Annotated in this window: 20 protein-coding genes and 1 riboswitch; of the genes, 14 read left to right on the forward strand and 6 right to left on the reverse strand. The window is 70.5% G+C overall.

The genetic code is table 11. The features are described 5' to 3' along the window. Positions 1–99: 99 nt before the first annotated feature. Positions 100–1,296, reverse strand: coding sequence for an NADP-dependent malic enzyme (locus RZ50_RS04130; RefSeq protein ID WP_196950838.1), 1,197 nt, complete (start codon positions 1,294–1,296; stop codon positions 100–102). A 933-nt stretch (positions 1,297–2,229) separates the two neighbouring features. On the opposite strand from RZ50_RS04130, the gene RZ50_RS04135 reads away from it, so the two are divergent. The 4 genes from RZ50_RS04135 to RZ50_RS04150 all read left to right on the forward strand — a co-directional run bounded on the left by RZ50_RS04135 (position 2,230) and on the right by RZ50_RS04150 (position 5,670). Further along, entirely contained in the window at positions 2,230–3,162 is a 933-nt protein-coding gene (locus RZ50_RS04135) for an ABC transporter substrate-binding protein (protein WP_196950839.1), read from the forward strand. Between the two features lie 60 nt (positions 3,163–3,222). After that, positions 3,223–4,173, forward strand: coding sequence for an amino acid ABC transporter permease (locus RZ50_RS04140; protein ID WP_374199867.1), 951 nt, complete (start codon positions 3,223–3,225; stop codon positions 4,171–4,173). After that, positions 4,170–4,970, forward strand: coding sequence for an amino acid ABC transporter ATP-binding protein (locus RZ50_RS04145; protein WP_374199868.1), 801 nt, complete (start codon positions 4,170–4,172; stop codon positions 4,968–4,970). The genes RZ50_RS04140 and RZ50_RS04145 overlap by 4 nt, the downstream gene beginning before the upstream one ends. A gap of 112 nt (positions 4,971–5,082) precedes the next feature. Beyond that, complete coding sequence (locus RZ50_RS04150) at positions 5,083–5,670, forward strand: CGNR zinc finger domain-containing protein (protein ID WP_196950840.1); 588 nt, start codon at positions 5,083–5,085, stop codon at positions 5,668–5,670. Positions 5,671–5,716: 46 nt separating this feature from the next. Here RZ50_RS04150 and sodX read toward each other — a convergent pair whose 3' ends face one another. Beyond that, positions 5,717–6,079, reverse strand: coding sequence for a nickel-type superoxide dismutase maturation protease (gene sodX / locus RZ50_RS04155; RefSeq protein ID WP_196950894.1), 363 nt, complete (start codon positions 6,077–6,079; stop codon positions 5,717–5,719). Positions 6,080–6,337: 258 nt separating this feature from the next. On the opposite strand from sodX, the gene sodN reads away from it, so the two are divergent. The 8 genes from sodN (at position 6,338) to RZ50_RS04195 (ending at position 12,906) form a co-directional block, all read left to right on the forward strand. Next, positions 6,338–6,733 (forward strand): superoxide dismutase, Ni, encoded by a 396-nt coding sequence (gene sodN, locus RZ50_RS04160; RefSeq protein WP_030057980.1) that lies wholly within the window; start codon positions 6,338–6,340, stop codon positions 6,731–6,733. A gap of 251 nt (positions 6,734–6,984) precedes the next feature. Continuing rightward, positions 6,985–7,136: riboswitch (cobalamin riboswitch) on the forward strand. 94 nt (positions 7,137–7,230) lie between these two features. Beyond that, a complete protein-coding gene (locus tag RZ50_RS04165; RefSeq protein WP_196950841.1) occupies positions 7,231–8,283 on the forward strand; it encodes an iron ABC transporter permease in 1,053 nt (350 codons plus the stop codon). Further along, positions 8,280–9,104, forward strand: a complete 825-nt coding sequence (locus tag RZ50_RS04170; protein WP_196950842.1) for an ABC transporter ATP-binding protein — start codon at positions 8,280–8,282, stop codon at positions 9,102–9,104. The genes RZ50_RS04165 and RZ50_RS04170 overlap by 4 nt, the downstream gene beginning before the upstream one ends. Before the next feature lie 29 nt (positions 9,105–9,133). Next, positions 9,134–10,126: an ABC transporter substrate-binding protein gene (locus RZ50_RS04175; protein WP_196950843.1), complete on the forward strand. Its 993-nt coding sequence runs from the start codon at positions 9,134–9,136 to the stop codon at positions 10,124–10,126. Between the two features lie 85 nt (positions 10,127–10,211). Further along, entirely contained in the window at positions 10,212–10,595 is a 384-nt protein-coding gene (locus RZ50_RS04180) for a nuclear transport factor 2 family protein (RefSeq protein ID WP_196950844.1), read from the forward strand. Between the two features lie 9 nt (positions 10,596–10,604). Further along, entirely contained in the window at positions 10,605–11,081 is a 477-nt protein-coding gene (locus RZ50_RS04185) for a GNAT family N-acetyltransferase (RefSeq protein WP_196950845.1), read from the forward strand. A gap of 250 nt (positions 11,082–11,331) precedes the next feature. Further along, entirely contained in the window at positions 11,332–11,742 is a 411-nt protein-coding gene (locus RZ50_RS04190; RefSeq protein WP_196950846.1) for an anti-sigma regulatory factor, read from the forward strand. A gap of 147 nt (positions 11,743–11,889) precedes the next feature. After that, positions 11,890–12,906, forward strand: a complete 1,017-nt coding sequence (locus RZ50_RS04195; RefSeq protein WP_196950847.1) for an RNA polymerase sigma factor SigF — start codon at positions 11,890–11,892, stop codon at positions 12,904–12,906. A gap of 63 nt (positions 12,907–12,969) precedes the next feature. Here the strand turns inward: RZ50_RS04195 and RZ50_RS04200 are convergent, their stop codons facing one another. Then, entirely contained in the window at positions 12,970–13,386 is a 417-nt protein-coding gene (locus tag RZ50_RS04200) for a hypothetical protein (protein ID WP_196950848.1), read from the reverse strand. A 50-nt stretch (positions 13,387–13,436) separates the two neighbouring features. On the opposite strand from RZ50_RS04200, the gene RZ50_RS04205 reads away from it, so the two are divergent. Together RZ50_RS04205 and RZ50_RS04210 are read left to right on the forward strand one after the other, a co-directional pair. Further along, entirely contained in the window at positions 13,437–14,408 is a 972-nt protein-coding gene (locus tag RZ50_RS04205; protein ID WP_196950849.1) for a diacylglycerol kinase family protein, read from the forward strand. Positions 14,409–14,778: 370 nt separating this feature from the next. After that, positions 14,779–15,030 (forward strand): WhiB family transcriptional regulator, encoded by a 252-nt coding sequence (locus RZ50_RS04210; RefSeq protein ID WP_014138019.1) that lies wholly within the window; start codon positions 14,779–14,781, stop codon positions 15,028–15,030. 496 nt (positions 15,031–15,526) lie between these two features. Here the strand turns inward: RZ50_RS04210 and RZ50_RS04215 are convergent, their stop codons facing one another. The 3 genes from RZ50_RS04215 to RZ50_RS04225 form a co-directional block, all read right to left on the reverse strand. Next, positions 15,527–17,038, reverse strand: coding sequence for a sensor histidine kinase (locus RZ50_RS04215; RefSeq protein ID WP_196950895.1), 1,512 nt, complete (start codon positions 17,036–17,038; stop codon positions 15,527–15,529). Between the two features lie 456 nt (positions 17,039–17,494). Continuing rightward, a complete protein-coding gene (locus RZ50_RS04220; protein WP_196950850.1) occupies positions 17,495–18,553 on the reverse strand; it encodes an SIS domain-containing protein in 1,059 nt (352 codons plus the stop codon). A 229-nt stretch (positions 18,554–18,782) separates the two neighbouring features. Further along, the gene (locus RZ50_RS04225) at positions 18,783–20,078 is read right to left on the reverse strand and encodes an extracellular solute-binding protein (protein ID WP_196950896.1); all 1,296 of its coding nucleotides are present in this window, start codon (positions 20,076–20,078) and stop codon (positions 18,783–18,785) included. Between the last annotated feature and the right edge of the window lie 416 nt (positions 20,079–20,494).

Genomic DNA, 20,494 nt, shown 5'->3' on the forward strand with positions numbered 1-20,494 from the left:
CGATAGCCGGGACGGCCGAGGCCGGGAACCACGCGTGGGTGTGACGCGTGTCCCGGCCTCGGACCGTCGGCCCTGGTTCGTCGGACCGTCAGAAGAGCATCAGATCCGGGCGACGCCCTCGGCCCGAGCGGCCTCGGCGACCGCCTTGCTGACCGCCGGGGCGACCCGCTCGTCGAACGGCGAGGGGATGACCTTCTGCGGCGTGAGCTCGTCGGCCACCACGCCGGCCAGCGCCTTGGCGGCGGCCAGCTTCATGCCCTCGGTGATCCGGGAGGCCCGCACCTGGAGGGCGCCGGCGAAGATGCCCGGGAAGGCCAGCACGTTGTTGATCTGGTTCGGGAAGTCGCTGCGCCCGGTGGCGACGACCGCCGCGTACTTGTGCGCGACCTCGGGGTGGATCTCCGGGTTGGGGTTGGCCATCGCGAAGATGAACGCGCCCTCGGCCATGGTCGAGACGACCTCCTCCGGCACGGTGCCGCCGGAGACGCCGATGAACACGTCGGCGCCGGCCAGCGCGTCGGCCAGCGAGCCCTTGAGGCCCGAGCGGTTGGTCTGCCCGGCGATCTCGGCCTTGACGTCGGTCAGGTCGCCGCGGCCCTCGTACACCACGCCCTTGCGGTCGCAGACGGCCACGTCGCCGATGCCCGCCGCCAGCAGCATCTTGGCGATGGCGATGCCGGCCGCGCCGGCGCCGGAGATGACGGCCCGCAGGGAGTCGATCTCACGGCCGGTCACCTTGGCCGCGTTCCACAGGGCGGCGGTGGTGACGATCGCGGTGCCGTGCTGGTCGTCGTGGAAGACCGGGATGTCCAGGGCCTCCTGGAGCCGGCGCTCGATCTCGAAGCAGCGGGGCGCGGAGATGTCCTCCAGGTTGACGCCGCCGAAGGAGGGCGCCAGCCGGACCACGGTCTCCACGATCTCGTCGACCCCGGTGCAGTCGAGCGCGATCGGCACCGCGTCCACGCCGCCGAACTGCTTGAACAGGATCGCCTTGCCCTCCATCACGGGCAGCGAGGCCTGCGGGCCGATGTCGCCGAGGCCCAGCACCGCGGTGCCGTCGGTGACCACCGCGACGGTGTTGGACTTCCAGGTGTAGTCGTTGACCAGCTCCGGCTGCTCGGCGATGGCGGTGCAGACCCGGGCGACACCGGGGGTGTAGGCGAGGGACAGGTCGTCCGCGTCACGGACCGGGACGGTCGCCCGGATCTCCATCTTGCCGCCGCGGTGAAGCGCGAAAACGGCGTCGACCGGATCGTCGGTGTCCTGGGTGCTGCTGTGGATGATCTCCGCTGCCACGATGACCTCTTCGTCATTGGAATCGGCGAGGGCCGCGCGACCGACGGGCAGGACGGCCCCGCCCGGAAACCGGAAACCGGGTACGCCGAAGCGGACCCGGGGCGGGGTCGGGGCGCTGCCGTCGGCGGCGCCCTCGGATGAGGGTTTTTATTGGGTCTGGTGTTGTCCGTGTTGTGCTACCGGGCCGAGCGTAAGTCGGACGGAGGCATCGCACCTATGCCTTTTCGTCCTCGTCACGTGGCGTTCATCACCGTCCCGGCGCATCGAACGGGCCCGGCGTCGGAAGCGCCCGGCTCCGCGGCGGCAACGGCATGGACGCACACGAACCCGCAGGAGTGAACGCAGACCTGAAGGGGAGTCGGCACTCCGGATACGGAGCCACGTGATGACTTCCGTTCCCGAGCACCCCGAGCCTGTCGGGGCTCGTCGGCCTGGTTCGAACGTTCGGGGGTCACCCGGTACCGAATTCTGACACACCCGCCAACGGGCCCGGCAGGGCGGGCAAGTGGGCGGTGGATGCGGGCGGCGGGCCTCCTGGCTGGATACAGACGGATCTGCATACTTATGCGCAGGGTGACAGGGCCACGGGATCGGTCCGAATAGCGGACACGGCGCCCCCTCGTTATCCGATTTTGATCTGGATGGGGGCCACCTGACCGTCATCAGATGGCAGGATTCCCCCCATCTCGGATCGAGCCGGCCACTGGTCGAGACGGTTCGGTCAACGTCCACCTCGGCGGAGGGTGGCGGACGCAGTACCTGCAACACCCTGGGCGGCCCCCTGCGCCCGGGCCCTGCACCACCGGTCCGCACGTACGACGACGTACCAGCGACACGCCCCATCCGTACGGCTCCGTACGGACTGCTGCCCCGGTGCGCCGCTCCCGCGGCGCGCTCCGCCCGATTTCTCTCCCCTAGGAGGAGATCCCCCTCATGACCGCCCGTACCCAGCGCACCCGTCTCCTCGCGGCCGGCGTGGCCGCAGTCTCCATCTCCCTCGTGCTGACCGGTTGCGGCAGCGGCAAGTCCTCGTCCGGCTCCGCGGCCGGCGCCAACCCGAGCGCCTCGGTCGCCGCCGTGACCGCCGACCCGGCCCTGGCCGGGCTCGTCCCGGCCGACGTCAAGGCCTCCGGCAAGCTGGTGGTCGCCGCCGACGCCTCGTACGCGCCCAACGAGTTCAAGGACGAGAAGGGCAAGGTCGTCGGCATGGACGTCGATCTCGCCGACGCGATCGCCAAGAAGCTGGGCCTGACCGCCGACGTCCAGAACGCCGACTTCACCTCGATCATCCCGGGCATCTCGGCCAAGAAGTACCAGCTGGGCATGAGCTCCTTCACCGACACCAAGGAGCGCGAGGCGACCGTCGACATGGTCACCTACTTCCAGGCCGGCAGCGCCGTCGCCGTCAAGAAGGGCAACCCGGACAAGATCGACCCCAAGGACCTCTGCGGCAAGAAGGTCGCCGTCCAGACCGGCACCACCCAGGCCGACGAGATCAAGGACACCCGCAACCCCGACTGCGCCAAGGCCGGCAAGCCCACCATCCCGAACGACGGCGACAAGTTCACCCTCCAGACCGACGTCACCCAGGCCCTGGTGGCCGGCCGCGACCAGGTCATGATGGCCGACTCGCCGGTCGTCGACTACGCGCTCAAGCAGACCAACGGCCAACTGGAGAAGCTCGGCGACACCTACGACAGCGCGCCCTACGGCGTGATCGTCGACAAGGGCTCGCCGCTCACCAAGGCCGTCCAGGGCGCCATCCAGTCGCTGATCGCCGACGGCACCTACAAGCAGATCCTGGAGAAGTGGGGCGTCCAGGCCGGCGCGATCGACAAGTCCGAGATCAACGCCGCCAAGAGCTGATCCTCCGTACCACCACACCCCCTGAGGCCATCCACTGTGAATCCTTCAGAGAAGGGGGTGGTGACACCGGTGCGGCCCGAACCCATCAAGGCCGTTCCGGTGCGCCACCCCGGACGCTGGGCCGGAGCCATCATCATCCTCGTCCTCGCGGCGATGCTGGTCCACGCCCTGATCTTCAACCCCGCGTTCCAGTGGGACGTCGTCCGCCAGACCATGCAGGACGACACGATCATCCACGGCATCGGGGTGACGCTGGAACTCACCGTGCTGTCCATGCTGATGGGCGTGGTCGGCGGCGTGATCCTGGCGGTCATGCGGCTGTCGCCGAACCCGCTCCTCTCCGGGACCGCCTGGTTCTACATCTGGATCTTCCGCGGCACCCCGGTGCTGGTCCAGCTGGTGTTCTGGAACTTCCTCGGCGCCATCTGGGAGAACCTCTCGATCGGCATCCCGTTCGGCCCGGAGTTCTGGTCCGAGTCGACCAACAAGCTGATCCCGACCTTCACCGCCGCACTGCTCGGCCTCGGCCTCAACGAGGCGGCGTACATGGCGGAGATCGTCCGCGGCGGCATCCAGTCCGTCGACGAGGGCCAGACCGAGGCCGCGCACGCCCTGGGCATGAGCCGGACGGCCACACTGCGCCGAATCGTTCTTCCTCAGGCGATGCGGGTGATCGTCCCGCCGACCGGCAACGAGACCATCTCGATGCTGAAGACCACCTCGCTGGTCCAGGTCATCTCGCTGTCCGAGCTGTTCACCGCGGGCCACGACATCTACTCGCGGACGTACCAGACCATCCCGGTCCTGGTCGCGATCAGCATCTACTACCTGCTCATGACCTCGATCCTCACCGTCGGGCAGTACTACATCGAGCGGTACTACGCTCGTGGTGCGAACCGGACGCTCCCGCCCACACCGTTCCAACGGCTGCGCTCGCTGTTCGCCGGCAGGCCCGCCCCGAAGACCGGGCACGACGTGGTCCCGGGGCTTGAGGGAGGTGGTCACGTATGACCGATCTGACCAAGACCCCCCGCGACGCCGCCTCGGCCGAGCCGATGGTGAAGGCCGAGGGGGTGCACAAGTCCTACGGCCTGGTCGAGGTGCTCAAGGGCATAGACCTGGAGGTCAGGCAGAGCGAGGTGTTCTGCCTGGTCGGCCCGTCCGGCTCCGGCAAGTCGACCTTCCTGCGGTGCATCAACCACCTGGAGAAGATCAACGGCGGCCGCCTCTGGGTGGACGGCGAACTGGTCGGCTACCGGCAGAAGGGCGACCGGCTCCACGAGCTCAAGGACCGCGAGGTCGCACTGAAGCGCCGGGACATCGGCATGGTCTTCCAGCGCTTCAACCTGTTCCCGCACATGACGGCCGTCGAGAACGTCATGGAGGCCCCGGTCCAGGTCAAGCGGGAGAACAAGGCCGCCGCCCGGGAGCGCTCGATGGCCCTGCTGGAGCGGGTCGGCCTCGCCGACAAGGCGGGCAACTACCCCTCCCAGCTCTCCGGCGGCCAGCAGCAGCGGGTCGCGATAGCCCGGGCACTCGCCATGAAGCCCAAGCTGATGCTGTTCGACGAGCCCACCTCGGCGCTCGACCCGGAGCTGGTCGGCGAGGTGCTGGACGTCATGCGCGGCCTGGCCGAGGAGGGGATGACGATGATCGTCGTCACCCACGAGATGGGCTTCGCCCGCGAGGTCGGCGACGCGCTGGTGTTCATGGACGGCGGCGTGGTGGTCGAGTCCGGCAACCCCCGCGAGGTGCTCACCAACCCGCAGCACGCACGCACCAGGGCCTTCCTCTCCAAGGTGCTCTGACCCCGTACGATCGGCGCCCGGCAGGCGGTTTCCTGCCGGGCGCCGCCGTTTCCCCCGCCGGGTAATAGGCTGGAGGCATTCAGCCCGTTACCGACTCTCTGGAAGGACCTCCGTGGAGCTCGCCTCTTACGCCGACCTCGCCGTTCGGCTGGTGAACACCGAGGAGCCCGAGCGCGGCACCGACACGCTGACCTCCGTGGACGCGGTGCGCGCCCTGTTCTCCGACGGCTCCCGGGCCGCCGCGCTCGCCGACGACTCCGACGTGCCCCGGCTGCGGGCGGTGCGCACCAGGCTGCGCGGGGTGTTCGAGGCCGCCGCCGAGGGGGACGAGATCCGGTCCGTCGACCTGCTGAACAGCCTGCTGATGGAGTACCCGGTCAGCCCGCTGGTCTCCGGGCACGACCACCTGGACGACGCCGGACGGCCGCGCTGGCACCTGCACCTGGCCGACAACTCGCCCACCGCCACCGCGCACTTCAGCGCGGTCGCCTGCATGGGCCTGGCCGTCCACCTCACCGAGCTGGGCGCCGACCGGCTCGGCATCTGCCAGGCCGCGCCCTGCCGCAACGCCTACCTGGACACCTCGACCAACCGCTCCCGCCGCTACTGCTCGGACCGCTGCGCGACCCGCGCCAACGTGGCCGCCTACCGGGCCCGCAAGCGGCAGGAGGCCGAGGCGGCACTGAGCACCGGGGCCTGAGCCGGGCACCGGCCGCCGACAGGGACCGGCCGGGGGCGGACCGCCCTCAGACCTCTTCCACCCACGCGCCGAGCCGACGGGCCAGGCCCGGCACCCGGACCAGCCGGGGGCTGAGCAGCAACCTCTCCAGCCGGCGGCCCGGCGCCAGCCAGGCCGGGTCCGGGCGCAGCCGCGCCAGCGCCCGGCCGAGCACCAGCTCGTCCGGGACGGGGCCGTAACTGCGGCTGTCGCTGTCCACCGGGCGGTTGTCCGACAGCAGCCACCAGCCCCTCGGGCGGCGCTCGGCGGCCCGCTTCACCACCAGCAGGTCCTGCTGGAAGGGGTGCCGGAACAGCACCACCGCGCCGGGCCGGATCGGAGCGCCGTAGCGGACCAGCAGCTGGTCGCCCTCGCGCAGGGTCGGGACCATCGACGGGCCCGCCACGTCGACCAGCCCGAACGGCACCGCACCGCCCCGGCCGTCGCCCACCGGTTCCGCACTCCGCGCCACGACTCCTCCTCCCGGACCGCCCGCCCCCAGTCTGCCGTACGGACCGCCATCCGTTCGATGTCCGGATTACCCCGGTTCCAGGTCCGCCTTTTGCCCTAGGCCCACCGCCCGACCGCGAAACCCGGGGGTCGGAAGGGTAGTCTCGGGCCCGGGAAGACGATCTAAGGAAGGACTCCCATGTTCTCTCGTCTGTTTGCACCTCGCGCCACCGCCCACGCCCACTGCGACCTGCCCTGCGGCGTGTACGACCCGGCGCAGGCCAAGCTTGAGGCCGAGTCGGTCAAGGCCACCCAGGAGAAGTACCAGGCCAACGAGGACCCGCACTTCCGCGCCCGCGCCATCATCATCAAGGAGCAGCGCGCCGAGGCCGTCAAGCACCACATCTCGGTGCTGTGGAGCGACTACTTCAAGGCCCCGCACTTCGAGAAGTACCCGCAGCTGCACAAGCTGATCAACGACACCCTGAAGGCCGCCTCGGCCGCCAAGGCGTCCACCGACCCGGCCACCGGCCAGGCCCTGCTGGACCTGATCGCCGAGGTCGACAAGATCTTCTGGGAGACCAAGCAGGCCTGAGCCTGACGCGTCGCCACCCCGACCGCCCCCGTCCGCCCCGTCGGACGGGGGCGGTCGTGCGTTCACGTCCCACCTGGCCCAGGGCCTGTCTCTTGGGTTTTGTCGGATAGGCCGCGGCGCTGGGGTGCGTGCATCGCAAGGCGGAGGAGGGAGCCACTGCGGAGCATTGGCGACCGACGACAACGCGGCGAGGTGCGTGCCCCAGCGCCGCGGACCCGGCAAGGACCCAAGAGACAGGCCCTTGGTAAGGGGTGCCAGGCCTGAGCGGCTGTTATGCTGCCAGGGCGTCCGAGGGGGAAGTCCGGTGTGAATCCGGCGCTGACCCGCAACGGTGAGCACGGCCCGGGGAGCAGTCCCCACGGCCGCGCCAGCCCGATCGCCCTCGGCCGCTGAACTCCCGACAACTCGCCGTGGACTGCGAGGGGAAGGCGCCCGGGCACGCCCCCGGCCGGCGCCCGCCCCGGCACACCCGCGGCCCGAGGCAAGGCGCGCCGCACGTGAGTGACCCCGTTCGCCGAATACCAACGCTCCCGCTCGCCGTCGGCCTCGCCGCCGCCCTGCTGCTCTCCCTGGTCTGTGGAGTCGCGTTCGGCAGCTCCGGGATCGAACTCCCCCGCGTCCTGCGCCTGTTGGGCGCCGGACTGACCGGCGGACGACTGGACGCGAGCGAGGCCGCCGCGTACGCGATCGTCTGGGAGATCCGGCTGCCGCGCACCGTGCTGGCCGCCGTGGTCGGCGCCGGACTGGCCGCCACCGGCGTCGCCGTCCAGGCGCTGGTGCGCAACGCGCTCGCCGACCCCTTCGTGCTCGGCATCTCCTCCGGCGCGGCCGTCGGCGCCAACGCCGTACTGCTGCTCGGCGCCTTCGCCTCGCTCGGGGTGTGGGCGATCTCCGCCTCCGCGTTCGGCTCCGCGCTGGTCGCCATGACGCTGGTCTACCTCGCCGCCCGGACCGCGTACGGGCTCACCCCGCTGCGCCTGGTGCTCACCGGCACCGCCCTCTCGTACGGCTTCTCCGCCATCACCACCCTGATGGTCTTCGCCGCCGACCGCGGCGAGGCCGCCCGCGACGCCATGATGTGGCTGCTCGGCAGCCTCGGCGGCGCCACCTGGGGCTCGGTGCCGATCGCCGCCTGCACCGTACTGGCCGGCCTCGCCTACCTGGCCTGCGCCGCCGGGCGGTTGGACGCGCTCGCGATGGGCGACGAGACCTCCGCCTCGCTCGGCGTGGACCCGGACCGGCTGCGCCGCGAGCTGTTCGTGGTGACCGCCGCCGTCACCGGCACCGTGGTCGCGGTCAGCGGGGCGATCGGCTTCATCGGGCTGCTGGTGCCGCACCTGGCCCGGATGCTGGTCGGCGCCGGGCACCGCCGGGTGCTGGTGGTCGCGCCGCTCGCCGGGGCGCTGCTGCTGGTCTGGGTGGACATCGCCTCCCGCACCCTGCTGGCGCCCGCCGAACTGCCCGTCGGGGTGTTCACCGCGGTGCTCGGGGTGCCCGCCTTCCTGCTGATGATGCGCCGTCGCGGCCAGGCCTTCGGAGGCAGCCGATGACCGGCACGACGGGCCCGACGAACACGACGGGCACGACGGGCACGGCGCCGGCCCAGGACCTCGCCGTCGACGCCGTCTCGGTGGAGCTGGCCGGCACCCGGCTGGTGCACGAGGTCACCCTGGACGCGGCCGCCGGGCAGGTGGTCGGACTGATCGGCCCCAACGGCAGCGGCAAGTCGACCCTGCTGCGCTGCGTCTACCGGGTGCTGAAGCCGGCCGGCGGGGCCGTCCGGCTGGACGGCGACGACCTGCACGCGCTCACCGCCCGCGAGACCGCCCGGCGGGTCGCCGCTCTGACCCAGGAGCACTCCGCCGAGTTCGACTTCACCGTGGCCGAGGTGGTCGCCATGGGCCGGCTGCCGCACCGGCGCGGCTTCGGCTCCCCGGCCGACGGGGACGACGCGCGCTGCGCGGAGGCGCTGCGCAAGGTCCGGGCCGGGCACCTCGCCGAGCGGGGCTTCCTGAGCCTGTCCGGGGGCGAGAAGCAGCGGGTGCTGTTCGCCCGCGCGCTGGTCCAGGAGCCCCGGCTGCTGGTGCTGGACGAACCCACCAACCACCTGGACATCGCACACCAGTTGGAGGTGCTGGCGCTGGCCCGCGAGGCCGGGCCGACGGTGCTCACCGCACTCCACGACCTCAACCTCGCGGCGGGCCACTGCGACCTGCTGTACGTGCTGCGGGCCGGCCGGATCGTCGCCTCCGGCCCGCCCCACGAGGTGCTCCGGCCCGCACTGCTGGCCGAGGTGTTCGGCGTCCGGGCCACCCCGGTCCGTCACCCGGAGACCGGCGCCCTCCAGCTGCTGTTCGACCGCCTCCCCTGACCCCTCCCCGCCCCTCGTAAGGAACCACCGTGCGCACCAAGGCCGTTGCCACCACCGCCCTGCTCACCCTCGGGCTCACCGCCTGCGGCGCCGAGATCGCCCCGACGGAGGCCTCCACCGCCTCCGCCCACTACCCCGTGACCGTGGAGAACTGCGGCGAGAAGCTCACCTTCGCGCAGAAGCCCGCCCGCGTGGTGACCAACGACGTCAACATCACCGAGCTGATGCTCTCCCTCGGCCTCGCCGACCGGATGGCCGGCTACGTGATGCCCGACGACAAGGGACAGGTCGACAAGGTGGCCTGGAAGGACGGCTACCAGCAGACCCAGTGGCTCTCCAAGAAGGTGCTCACCAAGGAGATCGCGCTGGACGCCAAGGCCGACCTGGTCCTCGCCGGCTGGCACTACGGCTTCGACGAGGGCAGCGGCGTCACCCCGCAGGCGTTCAAGACGCTCGGCATCGACTCGTACGTGCTCAGCGAGTCCTGCCGCAGCGGCAAGGGCACCGAGCGCGGCGTGATGGACCCGCTGGAGGCGCTCTACACCGACCTGGCCAACCTCGGCGAGGTCTTCGACGTCAAGGACCGCGCCGACAAGCTGATCGGCGACTTCAAGGCGCAGATCGCCGCCGTCCCGCAGCCCGAGCGCCACCCGTCCGTCTTCCTGTACGACAGCGGGCAGGACAAGCCGTACACGGCCGGGAAGTTCGCCGCCGCGAACGAGATCATCGCCAAGGCCGGCGGGACCAACATCATGGGCGACCTCGCCGACACCTGGGTCACCGCCGGCTGGGAGAGCGTGGTGCAGCGCGACCCCGAGGTGATCGTGATCAACAACTACGCGACCCCGAACGCCGAGGACAAGCGGAAGTTCCTCAAGTCCTTCCCCCCGCTGGCGAACGTCTCCGCCATCAAGAACGACCGGATCTTCGTCATGGACTACGTCGACCTGGTGGAGAGCCCGCGCAACCCGGCCGCGATCAGCTCGCTGGCCGACTACCTGCGCACCGTCCCGGCCCGCTGACCGGCCGTGATCCCGCTCCTCCGCCCGACGCCCCGGGCGTAGGCTCAAGGTACGAGCCGACGGAACCGACCGGAGGAGCGAGATCATGTCCACTTTGGGGGCGCCGTCCGCCTTCGACGCCCGCGCACTGCGCGAGGGCATCGAGCGCTGCGACGCCCAGACCCTGCTGGCGCTGTACTCCGAGGACGCCGAACTGCGCGTGGTCGACCGCACGACCCAGCCCAGCCACCCCCTGGTGATGCACGGACGGGACGAGATCGGCGCCATGCTGAGCGACGTCTACGGCCGCGAGATGACCCACACGCTCGAACAGGTGGTGGTCCAGGGCGACCACGTCGCCTTCCTGGAGTCCTGCCGCTACCCCGACGGCGTACGGGTGGTGATGGCCTCGATGGCCGACCTCAGGGACGGGCGGATCGTCGACCAGACCTCCGTCCAGGCCTGGGACGAGACCGGTCCCGAGCAGTAGGCTCGCGGCATGATCCGCACCGCCGTCGCCAGCGACGTTCCCCTCGTCCTTGCCATGATCCGCGAACTCGCGGAGTACGAGAAGGCCCCGCAGGAGGCGGTGGCCACCGAGGAGCAGCTGCACGAGGCGCTGTTCGGGGCGAACCCGGCCCTGTTCGGCCTGATCGCCGAGGACGACGCCACCGGCGAGCCGGTCGGCTTCGCGGTCTGGTTCCTCAACTTCTCGACCTGGCGCGGCACCCACGGGATCTACCTGGAGGACCTGTACGTCCGCCCGGAGGCCCGCGGCGGCGGCCACGGCAAGGCCCTGCTGCTGGAGCTGGCGCGGATCGCCGTCGAGCGCGGCTACGCACGGGTGGAGTGGTCGGTCCTGGACTGGAACCAGCCCTCGATCGACTTCTACAAGTCGCTCGGCGCGGTGCCGATGGACGGCTGGACCGTCTACCGGCTCACCGACGAGGCACTGACGACCGCCGCCCGTCGTTGAGAAGTCGTTGAGAAGTCACCGAACGGACCGCGGAGGACGGGCAAAGGCCCTGCCACCCTGCGTCGCAATGCCTTACCATGAGTAACTCTCGCACCGGGGTGCGGAGATACGGCCGGCGATGACGGCCCCTCGGCATCGACACCCCTCCAAGGGGTGGAGAAGGTACCCCTCCTCGGGGTAACAAGAGGGACAGGCAAGGCCCCCGCACGGGGGCACCAAGCAAGCACAGCGCGTCACCCAGGAGGCAAGGGTGTCCCAGATCGACAGCGATCTCGGAGTTCAGGACTTCGTGGAGGTCCGGCTGCCCGCGGCGGGGGCCTACCTCTCCGTGCTGCGAACAGCGACAGCGGGGCTCGCGGCCCGGTTGGACTTCACCCTCGACGAGATCGAGGACCTGCGGATCGCGGTCGACGAGGCCTGCGCCATCCTGCTCCAGCAGGCGGTGCCCGGCTCCGTCCTGTCCTGCGAGTTCCGGCTGGTCGGCGACTCGTTGAAGGTGACGGTCTCCGCCCCGACCACCGACGGCAAGGCCCCCGAGCGGGACACCTTCGCCTGGACGGTGCTGTCCGCCCTGGCCGGCGAGGTCGACTCCTCGGTCGCCGAGGACAACACCGTGTCGATCAGCCTGCACAAGAAGCGCGGCGGGTCCGCCGCCCACTGACCGGGCCCCCAGCAGCACCCTGCAAGGGCCGTCCCGCCGCTCCCCCGTCCGGGGTCGGCGGGCGGCTCCCGGTACCGCCCCAGGCGGTACGACCAACGAGACGATGCCGGGGCCGAGGCCCCGGTGCTCCCGGAACGGAACGGGGGAATGGCCGTGAGTGATCTGGACCGTACCGGCCTCGCGACGACGGGCCCTGCCGTACCGACCCAGGCGAGCGTTCCCGGCCTCGCCGCAAACGACGAAGCGCACCCGAAGGACGCCCACCGGATGAGCCACCCGACCGAGCCGACGTCCGATCCGACGCCCGCCTCCCCGAACCCGCCGGACCAGCCGGACGTGGCGAAGGAGGCGGACGAGGCCGCGGACCTGCACGGCGCCGTGCCCGCCCAGGGTTCGCACCGCACCGGCGCGCCGGACCGGGAGGCCGCCCGCGCGCTGTTCGTCCGGCTGGCCGAGCTGCCCGAGGGCTCCCCGGAGCGGGTCGAGCTGCGCAACCAGCTGGTGCGGATGCACATCCCGCTGGTCGAGCACCTGGCCCGGCGCTTCCGCAACCGGGGCGAGCCGCTGGACGACCTCACCCAGGTCGCCACCATCGGGCTGATCAAGTCGGTGGACCGCTTCGACCACGAGCGCGGGGTCGAGTTCTCGACCTACGCGACGCCGACCATCGTCGGCGAGATCAAGCGGCACTTCCGCGACAAGGGGTGGGCGGTGCGCGTCCCACGCCGTCTGCAGGAGCTGCGGCTGTCGCTCACCACGGCGACCAGCGAGCTCTCCCAGCGGCACGGCCGCTCCCCCACGGTGCACGAGCTGGCCGAGCACCTGGGCATCTCCGAGGAGGACGTCCTGGAGGGCCTGGAGTCCGCCAACGCGTACTCCACGCTGTCCCTGGACGTGCCGGACAGCGACGACGAGTCGCCGGCCGTGGCGGACACCCTGGGCGCCACCGACGAGGCGCTGGAGGGCGTCGAGTACCGCGAGTCGCTCAAGCCGCTGCTGGCCCAACTGCCGCCCCGGGAGCAGAAGATCCTGGTGCTGCGGTTCTTCCGGAACATGACCCAGTCGCAGATCGCCGCAGAGGTGGGAATCTCCCAGATGCACGTGTCCCGGCTGCTGGCCCGGACGCTGGCCCAGCTGCGGGAGAAGCTCCTGGTGGAGGAGTAGGACTGACGGCCGCTCGGCGGCCGTCGTCGTTCAGTCGTTCAGTCGTTCAGCGGCCCTGTGTGCTCAGTCCTCGTGCTGGGTGTACAGGGCCGCGGTCGAACTCGGGTTCAGCAGCGCCCCGATGCCCACCAGGCCGAGCAGTCCGACCACCACGCCGACCGCGATCATCGCGCCGCCGCTCTGGATCATGTAGTAGGCGACCGGCAGGCAGATGGAGTTGGTCAGCACCGCCGGGCTGCGGCCCCAGCGGCGCTCCTTCAGCAGCGCCCGGGCGGCCAGTATCGGCAGCACGCCGAGCAGCACGATGACCGCGCCGCCGAACTCGTTCAGGGCGAGCTGCTTGGCCTGCCCGGACAGCGCGGACACCATGTCCGAGACGCCGACGACGGCCAGCGCGGCGCCCTCCAGGGCGGTGATGACGGCGCCCACGGTGAGCGAAACCGGGCGAGCGGGTACGGGTGCGGAGGTTTCTGCGGTCACTCCAGCAGGGTAGCCGCCGGTTGGTCCGTACTGCCCCGTAGGCTTTCCCCATGCGCGCTCTCCTGGTCGTGAACCACAAGGCCACCACCACCAGTGGCCGGACCAGGGACGTGCTCATCCACGCTCTGCGCAGCGACCTCAAGCTGGAGGTCGCCGAGACGCAGTACCGGGGCCACGCGCGCGACCTGGCCCGCGAGGCGGCGCAGGACGGCACGGTCGACCTGGTGGTGGCACTGGGCGGGGACGGCACCGTCAACGAGGTGGTGAACGGGCTGATGACGCACGGCCCGGGCGACAAGGTCCCGCGACTGGCCGTGGTGCCGGGCGGTTCGACCAACGTGTTCGCCCGCGCGCTGGGCCTTCCCAACGACCCCGTGGAGGCCACCGGGGTGCTGCTGGACGCGCTGGAGCACGGGCGGGAGCGGCCGATCGGTCTGGGCAAGGCGATGACCGACGGCCTGCCGGACCGCTGGTTCACCTTCACCGCCGGCCTCGGCTTCGACGCCGGCGTGGTCGGACGCGTCGAGGAGCAGCGCAGAGCCGGGCGCAAGTCCACCCACGCCCTCTACGTCGGGCAGGCGCTGCGGCACTACTTCACCCAGCGTGAGCAGCGCCGCTCCGGCCCGGTGAGCCTGGAACTGCCGGGCCGCGAGCCCGTGCCGGGCCTGGTGATGGCGATAGTCAGCAACACCTCCCCGTGGACCTTCCTGGGCAACCGCCCGGTCTACCCCTCACCGCTCGCCTCCTTCGACACGGATCTGGACGTCTTCGGGATCACTCGGATGACGGCGTTCGGCACGGCTCGAACGGTCCGTCAGATCCTGCGGTCGTACGAGCCTTCGAGCGATGGCGCACCGCAGGCCGGCCCGTCCGGGAAGCACGTCGTCTCCTATCACGACGTCAAACACTTCACCTTGGTTTCGCAGGAACCCGTCCCGTTCCAGGTCGACGGCGACCATCTTGGAGACAGGAGTCGCGTCAGTTTCACAGGCGTACGGCGGGCACTGCGTGTGATTGTGTGACTGGAAGCGGCCTTCGCCCTTCTTCTCGAACGCGCAAGCCCCCTTCACTCCATAGAAGTACTGGCTGTGAGCTAGGCGACACCGAAGAATCAAAAATTCCTCCCCGAAGGGGGTTGTATCCGAGCCCGAGGTTTGCGAACCTCTACATGGCGATCGGGACACATCGCAGCGACGGCAACTCCGGAACCACAGGAGCGCCGACCGCGGAGCGTCCCTCGAATCGCCGAATCCCCTCCCAGCACAGACCACCCGGGCCCGGTGGGCCTTTGGTCTCTTTTGCTGTTGTGGGATTCGTGAAAGCGTTCACATTCACAAGCCATTCGATTATGCCGATCGGGCCACCCCCCGCGGCAGGAGGAGTTGGACGACCATGGACTGGCGCCACCGCGCTGTCTGCCGCGAAGAGGACCCGGAGCTGTTCTTCCCGATCGGGAACACCGGTCCTGCTCTGCTGCAGATCGAGGAAGCCAAGGCCGTGTGCCGCCGCTGTCCGGTGATGGAGCAGTGCCTCCAGTGGGCTCTTGAGACCGGCCAGGACGCCGGCGTCTGGGGCGGCATGAGCGAGGACGAGCGTCGCGCCATGAAGCGCCGCGCCGCCCGCAACCGCGCCCGCACCGCCTGATCACCCGACTGATCACACGCCGTAGCACCAGCAGTGACCGTAGTACCGATCAACACATGATCAAAGGCTTCCCTGCACCTCCTGGTGAAGCCTTCCGCACAAAGGACCTTGCCCAGCGAGGTCCCGCGACACCGGACCGCCCGGCCACTTGATACTGTTCACTTAGAGCAATATTGTGGAGCTGTGGCGCTCACCGTGTGCAACGCACATGCGAGGTGTCGCACCACCCAGAGCCCCCGTTCCGGCCGACTCCCCCCGACGGCCGGAACGGGTTGAGAGGCCCTGTCGACCCACCCCCCCCCGGTCGACAGGGCCTCGTTTCTGTTTCCGCCCCCTTTCGGCGCTCCCTTTCCGCGCCCCGCTTCCACGCCCGCGCCGCCGGCTCACGGAGCGTGCGCCCGGCGCTTCCGCCGGACACACGCCCCCGCCGCGCTCCTTGTGCAACCGAATCCCCAGGGAGCAGGACTCAGCGGACCAGAGCTCAGCGCACCGGGACTCAGCGGACCGGGATCTCCAGGATCACCTTGGTCCCGCCGTTCGGTCCGGCCACCATGTCGAAGGTGCCGCCGAGCTCTCCGGTGGCCAGCGTCCGGACGATCTGCAGGCCGAGGTTGCCCGCCGTCTGCGGGTCGAAGCCCTCTGGCATGCCGCGGCCGTCGTCCTGCACGGTGATCAGCAGGTACTCCTCCGGCCGGGCGCCGCCGGTCCAGCTGTCCGACCAGCCCATGCCCGTCGCCGGGGCCCGTCCGCGCAGCGCGCTCACCTCCAGGTTCCCGGAGGCGGTCGGGCCGAAGGCGTGCTCCAGGGCGTTCTGCAGCAGCTCGGTCAGCACCATCGACAGCGGGGTGGCCACCTCGGCGGAGAGGATGCCGAAGCTGCCGGTGCGGCGGGTCGCCACCCGGCCGTCCTGGGACAGCTCCATCACCATCGCCAGCACCCGGTCGGCGATCTCGTCGAAGGCGACCTGCTCGTCCAGCGCCTGGGAGAGCGTCTCGTGCACGATCGCGATCGAGCCGACCCGGCGCACCGCCTCGTCCAGCGCGGCCCGGCCGGACTCCGAGTCCATCCGGCGGGACTGGAGCCGCAGCAGGGCGGCGACGGTCTGAAGGTTGTTCTTCACCCGGTGGTGGATCTCCCGGATGGTGGCGTCCTTGGTCATCAGTTCGCGGTCGCGGCGGCGCAGTTCGGTGACGTCCCGGCAGAGCACCAGCGAGCCGGTCAGGACGCCCTTGGGCTTGAGCGGGATCGCCCGCAGGGTCACCACTCCCCCCTGCGCCTCCACCTCGGTCTGACGCGGCGCCCAGCCGCTCGCCAGCTTCACCAGGGCCTCGTGGACGGCCGAGCGGGACGGCGGGGCGAGCTCGGCGGTGGCCCGGCCGAGATGGCTGCCGACCAGGTCGGTGGTGAGGCCGAGCCGGTGGTAGGCGGAGAGGGCGTTGGGGCTGGCGTAGGTGACGACGCCGTCCGCGTCCAGGCGGATCAGGCCGTCGCCGACCCTGGGCGCGGCGTCCATGTCCGCCTGTTCGACGCCGGGGAACGGGAAGCTGCCCGCGGCGATCATCTGGGCCAGGTCGGAGGCGCTCTGCAGGTAGGTGAGCTCCAGCCGGCTGGGGGTGCGGACGGTCAGCAGGTTGGTGTTGCGGGCGATCACCCCGAGCACCTTGCCCTCGCGCCGGACCGGGATCGACTCGACCCGGACGGGGACCTCCTCGCGCCACTCCGGGTCGCCCTCGCGCACGATCCGCCCCTCGTCGAAGGCGGCGTCCAGCAGCGGGCGGCGACCGCGCGGGACGAGGTGGCCGACCATGTCGTCCTGGTAGGAGGTGGGCCCGGTGTTGGGCCGCATCTGCGCGACGGAGACGTAACGGATGCCGTCCCAGGTGGGGATCCACAGCACCAGGTCGGCGAAGGAGAGGTCGGAGAGCAGCTGCCACTCCGAGACCAGCATGTGGAGCCATTCCACATCGGCCCCGGTGAGGGTGGTGTGGCGGCGGACGAGTTCGTTCAACGAGGGCACATGGCGAGGGTAGCGCCGCCGGTCGGTGTCGGGCTCGGCGGACTGTGCGGACCCGGCGGATGACTGTCCGAAGTTGTTTAGACCAATTTGCCGAGAGGCCTGGACAACCCAGATTGGTCTAGTCCACAATGAAAGTGCACCAAGGAGAGGCCCACCGCGCAACTGCCCTGACCGCGCGCGGCTTCTCCTCGGTCGGACGCCGCCGAACGAGGACCCCGCACAGTTCTCGATCGAACCCGGTGCCCGACGACAGCTCCGGGCTGCGGTGCCGCATGGGTTGAGGGTCCCGTGTCGGCGCCGTGGCCCGTAGTGCTTTGTCGGGGCTCCCCCGCCGGATCCACGATCCGCCGCTCAGAGAACCGGCCCTCCGTCCACAGTCTGTGGACGGAGGGCCGGTTCTTTCGTCGTGCGGGCGTGCGGGCGGGTCAGCTCATCCCGGCCACCGGGTCAGCGCGTCTCGGTCACCTTGGCGAGGGCGCGCGGGGCGTCCGGGTCCTGGCCGCGGGCGATGGTGACCTCGTAGGCCAGCTGCTGCAACGGCAGGATCTCCAGGATCGGCTGGACCTCCTCGGGCACGCCGGCCGGCAGCGCGAAGCCCGCCGAGGCGGCGTCCACCTGGGCCTGCTGGCCGACCACCACGAGGTCCGCGCCGCGGCCGCGCAGCCGGTCCAGCACCGGCTGGAGGGCCTCGCCGCCCTTGCCGTCCGGGACGATCGCGATCACCGGCGAGACGTTGTCCACCATGGCCAGCGGGCCGTGCAGCAGGTCGGCACCGGAGAACGGGCTGGCCGGGATGTAGGTGGTCTCCATCAGCTTGAGCGCCGCCTCGCGGGCGGTCGGGTAGCCGTAGCCGCGCGAGGTGATCACCAGGCGCTGGGCGAAGCGGTAGCGCTCGGCCAGCGCCCTCACCTCGGACTGGCGGGCCAGCACCCCGGCGGCCAGGCCGGGCAGTTCCTTGGCGGCCGAGCCGTCCCCGCCGCGCAGGCCCTCGACCAGCAGGTAGAGCGCCAGCAGTTCGGCGGTGTAGGTCTTGGTGGCCGGAAGCGCCTTCTCCGGGCCGGCCAGCACGTCGATGTGGAACTCGGAGACCTCGGCCAGCGGCGAGTCGGGGTTGTTGGTCACGGCGAGGGTGATCGCCCCGGCCTCGCGGGCGGCCTTGGTGGAGGCCACCAGGTCCGGCGAGCCGCCGGACTGGCTGACGGTGATGACCAGCACGTCGGTGAGGTCCGGCTTGGCGCCGTACGCGGTGGTGGTGGACATCGAGGTCAGACCGGCCGGCTTGCCGAGCAGGATCTCGATCAGGTACTTGGCGTAGAGCGCCGCGTTGTCGGACGTGCCGCGCGCGGTCAGCAGGACGAAGCGGGGGTTGCGGGCGGCGATCTCGGCCGCGATCGCGCGGATCTTCGGGGCGCCCTCGTCGAGGATGCGCTGGAGGACGGCCGGCTGCTCGGCCATCTCCGCCGCCATGATCCGGCCGGGGACGGAAGCGGTCTGCGGGTCGGACATCTGGATGTGCCTCCGATGAGATGGTTCGACCCCGCCCGGGCAGGTTGCCCGACGGGGACCCTCCACGGCGGCGAGTCCGCACACTCGCTGCGGTTTTCCTGGCGTTCCTGGCGCAATCCTACGAGGACGCCTCCCGGGCGGCACCCCCGAACGGGGGCCGGTGCCGCCCGGACCGCACGGCACGCCGGACGCCCCTCCCGGCGGCGGGGAGGGGCGTCCGGACACCGGATCAGGACTGGTTGTTGATCAGCTGGTCGATCGCGGCGTCGGCGTCCTTGGTGGCCTGGTCCACGGGCTTGCCCTTGAGGATCGCCGTCAGCATGTCGGGGATGATCTTCTGCTTCTCCACCGCGCCCCAGCCGGGGGCCAGCGGGGTGAACCAGGCGTCCGGGACGGCGTTGGCCGCGGCGGCGGTGGTGGGCTTGTTCTTCAGCGGGTTCAGCTGGGTGAGGTTGTTCGGCAGGATGTCCTTGTCGGCCAGCGCCTGCTCGGACTTGCCGCTGGTGAACATCCGGACCCAGTCGGTGGCCAGCGCCACCTGCGAGGACTTGGCGGTGACGGCGAGGTCGGAGCCGCCGATGAAGGTGGGCAGCGGCTTGCCGTCCGGGCCGGGCATGGTGGCCTGCTTGACGGCGTCCTTGAGGCTCGGGTCGCCGGTGACCGGCGCGGTGACGCTGGCCGACTCGTAGCCGTTGCCGTAGAAGGACGCGGCGTGCCCGCGGGCCATCGCCTCGTACTGGTTCTGCTCGTTCAGCGTCAGGTCGCCCTTGTTGTACTTGCGGACGAGGTCGACGAAGTGGCTGATGCCCTGCTGGGACTTGGCGTCGTGCAGGGTGCCGTGCCAGTTGCCGGAACTGTCGAACTTGGCGATGCTGCCGCCGTACGCGGCCACGTAGCTCATCGCGGCGTACCAGTACGGGCCGGGCAGGTAGAGCGGGGAGAAGGTCTTGTCGGCCTTGTTCTTCTCGGCGATCTTGTCCAGCGCCGTCGTCAGGTCGGCCTCGGTCTTGGGGAAGTCCGCGCTGCCGGTGGCCTGCTGGAAGGTGGCGGAGTTGTAGATGGCGACCCGGGCGCCGGCGTAGTAGGGCACGCACCACAGCTTGTCCTGGTACGTACAGGTGTTGGCGAGCGCCTTGATCCAGCTGTCGGAGTTGTCGAAGGTGGTGCGGTCCACCGGGGCCAGCGCGCCGGAGAGCACGTACTTCATGGTCTCGGTGTTGCCGAGCTCGACCACGTCGGGGGCGTTGCCGTCGGCGAGGGCCTTGTCGAGCTTGGTGACCTTGTCGGCCCAGCCCTGGTAGACCAGCTTGAGGGTGACGCCCGGGTACTTCGCGGCGAACTCGTCGTTGACGCGCTGGACCAGGTCGGGCCAGTTCTTCTGGGCGTCGTCCATCAGCCAGACGGTGACGGTGCCGCTGGCGGCCTTCGGGTCCGCGGAGGAGCTCTTGCCGTCGCTTGACGGTGAGCCTGACGAGGAACAGGCCGTCAATCCGACGGCCAGCGCCATGATCCCGAGCGTCGACATGAGCTGACGCTTCTTCACGCCATCCTCCGAGGGTTGTTCAAGAACGGTGATGCCCGTCGACAGCGCGATTGGCGCCCGCGGCGGGAGTCCGGGCGGGGCGGCGAAGAGCTACGGAGGGCGCGATACCACATCCGGTGAGGTTGAAGTTCGAACCGGATGACTGGACTCTGGCCTAGACCACAAATGGTGTCAACGGCCAAAAGCCTTTGTCGCCAACGCCGTTGCACACCTGTTGTACCGCGTGGCGATCAGTTGCCGGGCCGTCACCCTAAGTGGAACTTAAGGTGGATTTAAGGCTCACTTGAGGGAGCACGGTCACACGGCGAAATCGCAGGTCAACACGGGGAAAACGGAACGGGCCCGCCATGCGACATGCGCATGACGGGCCCGTTGGCCGACGCCCACCGGACACGGCC

Source organism: Kitasatospora sp. SUK 42 (assembly GCF_015776785.2).
Taxonomy (GTDB): Bacteria; Actinomycetota; Actinomycetes; order Streptomycetales; family Streptomycetaceae; genus Kitasatospora.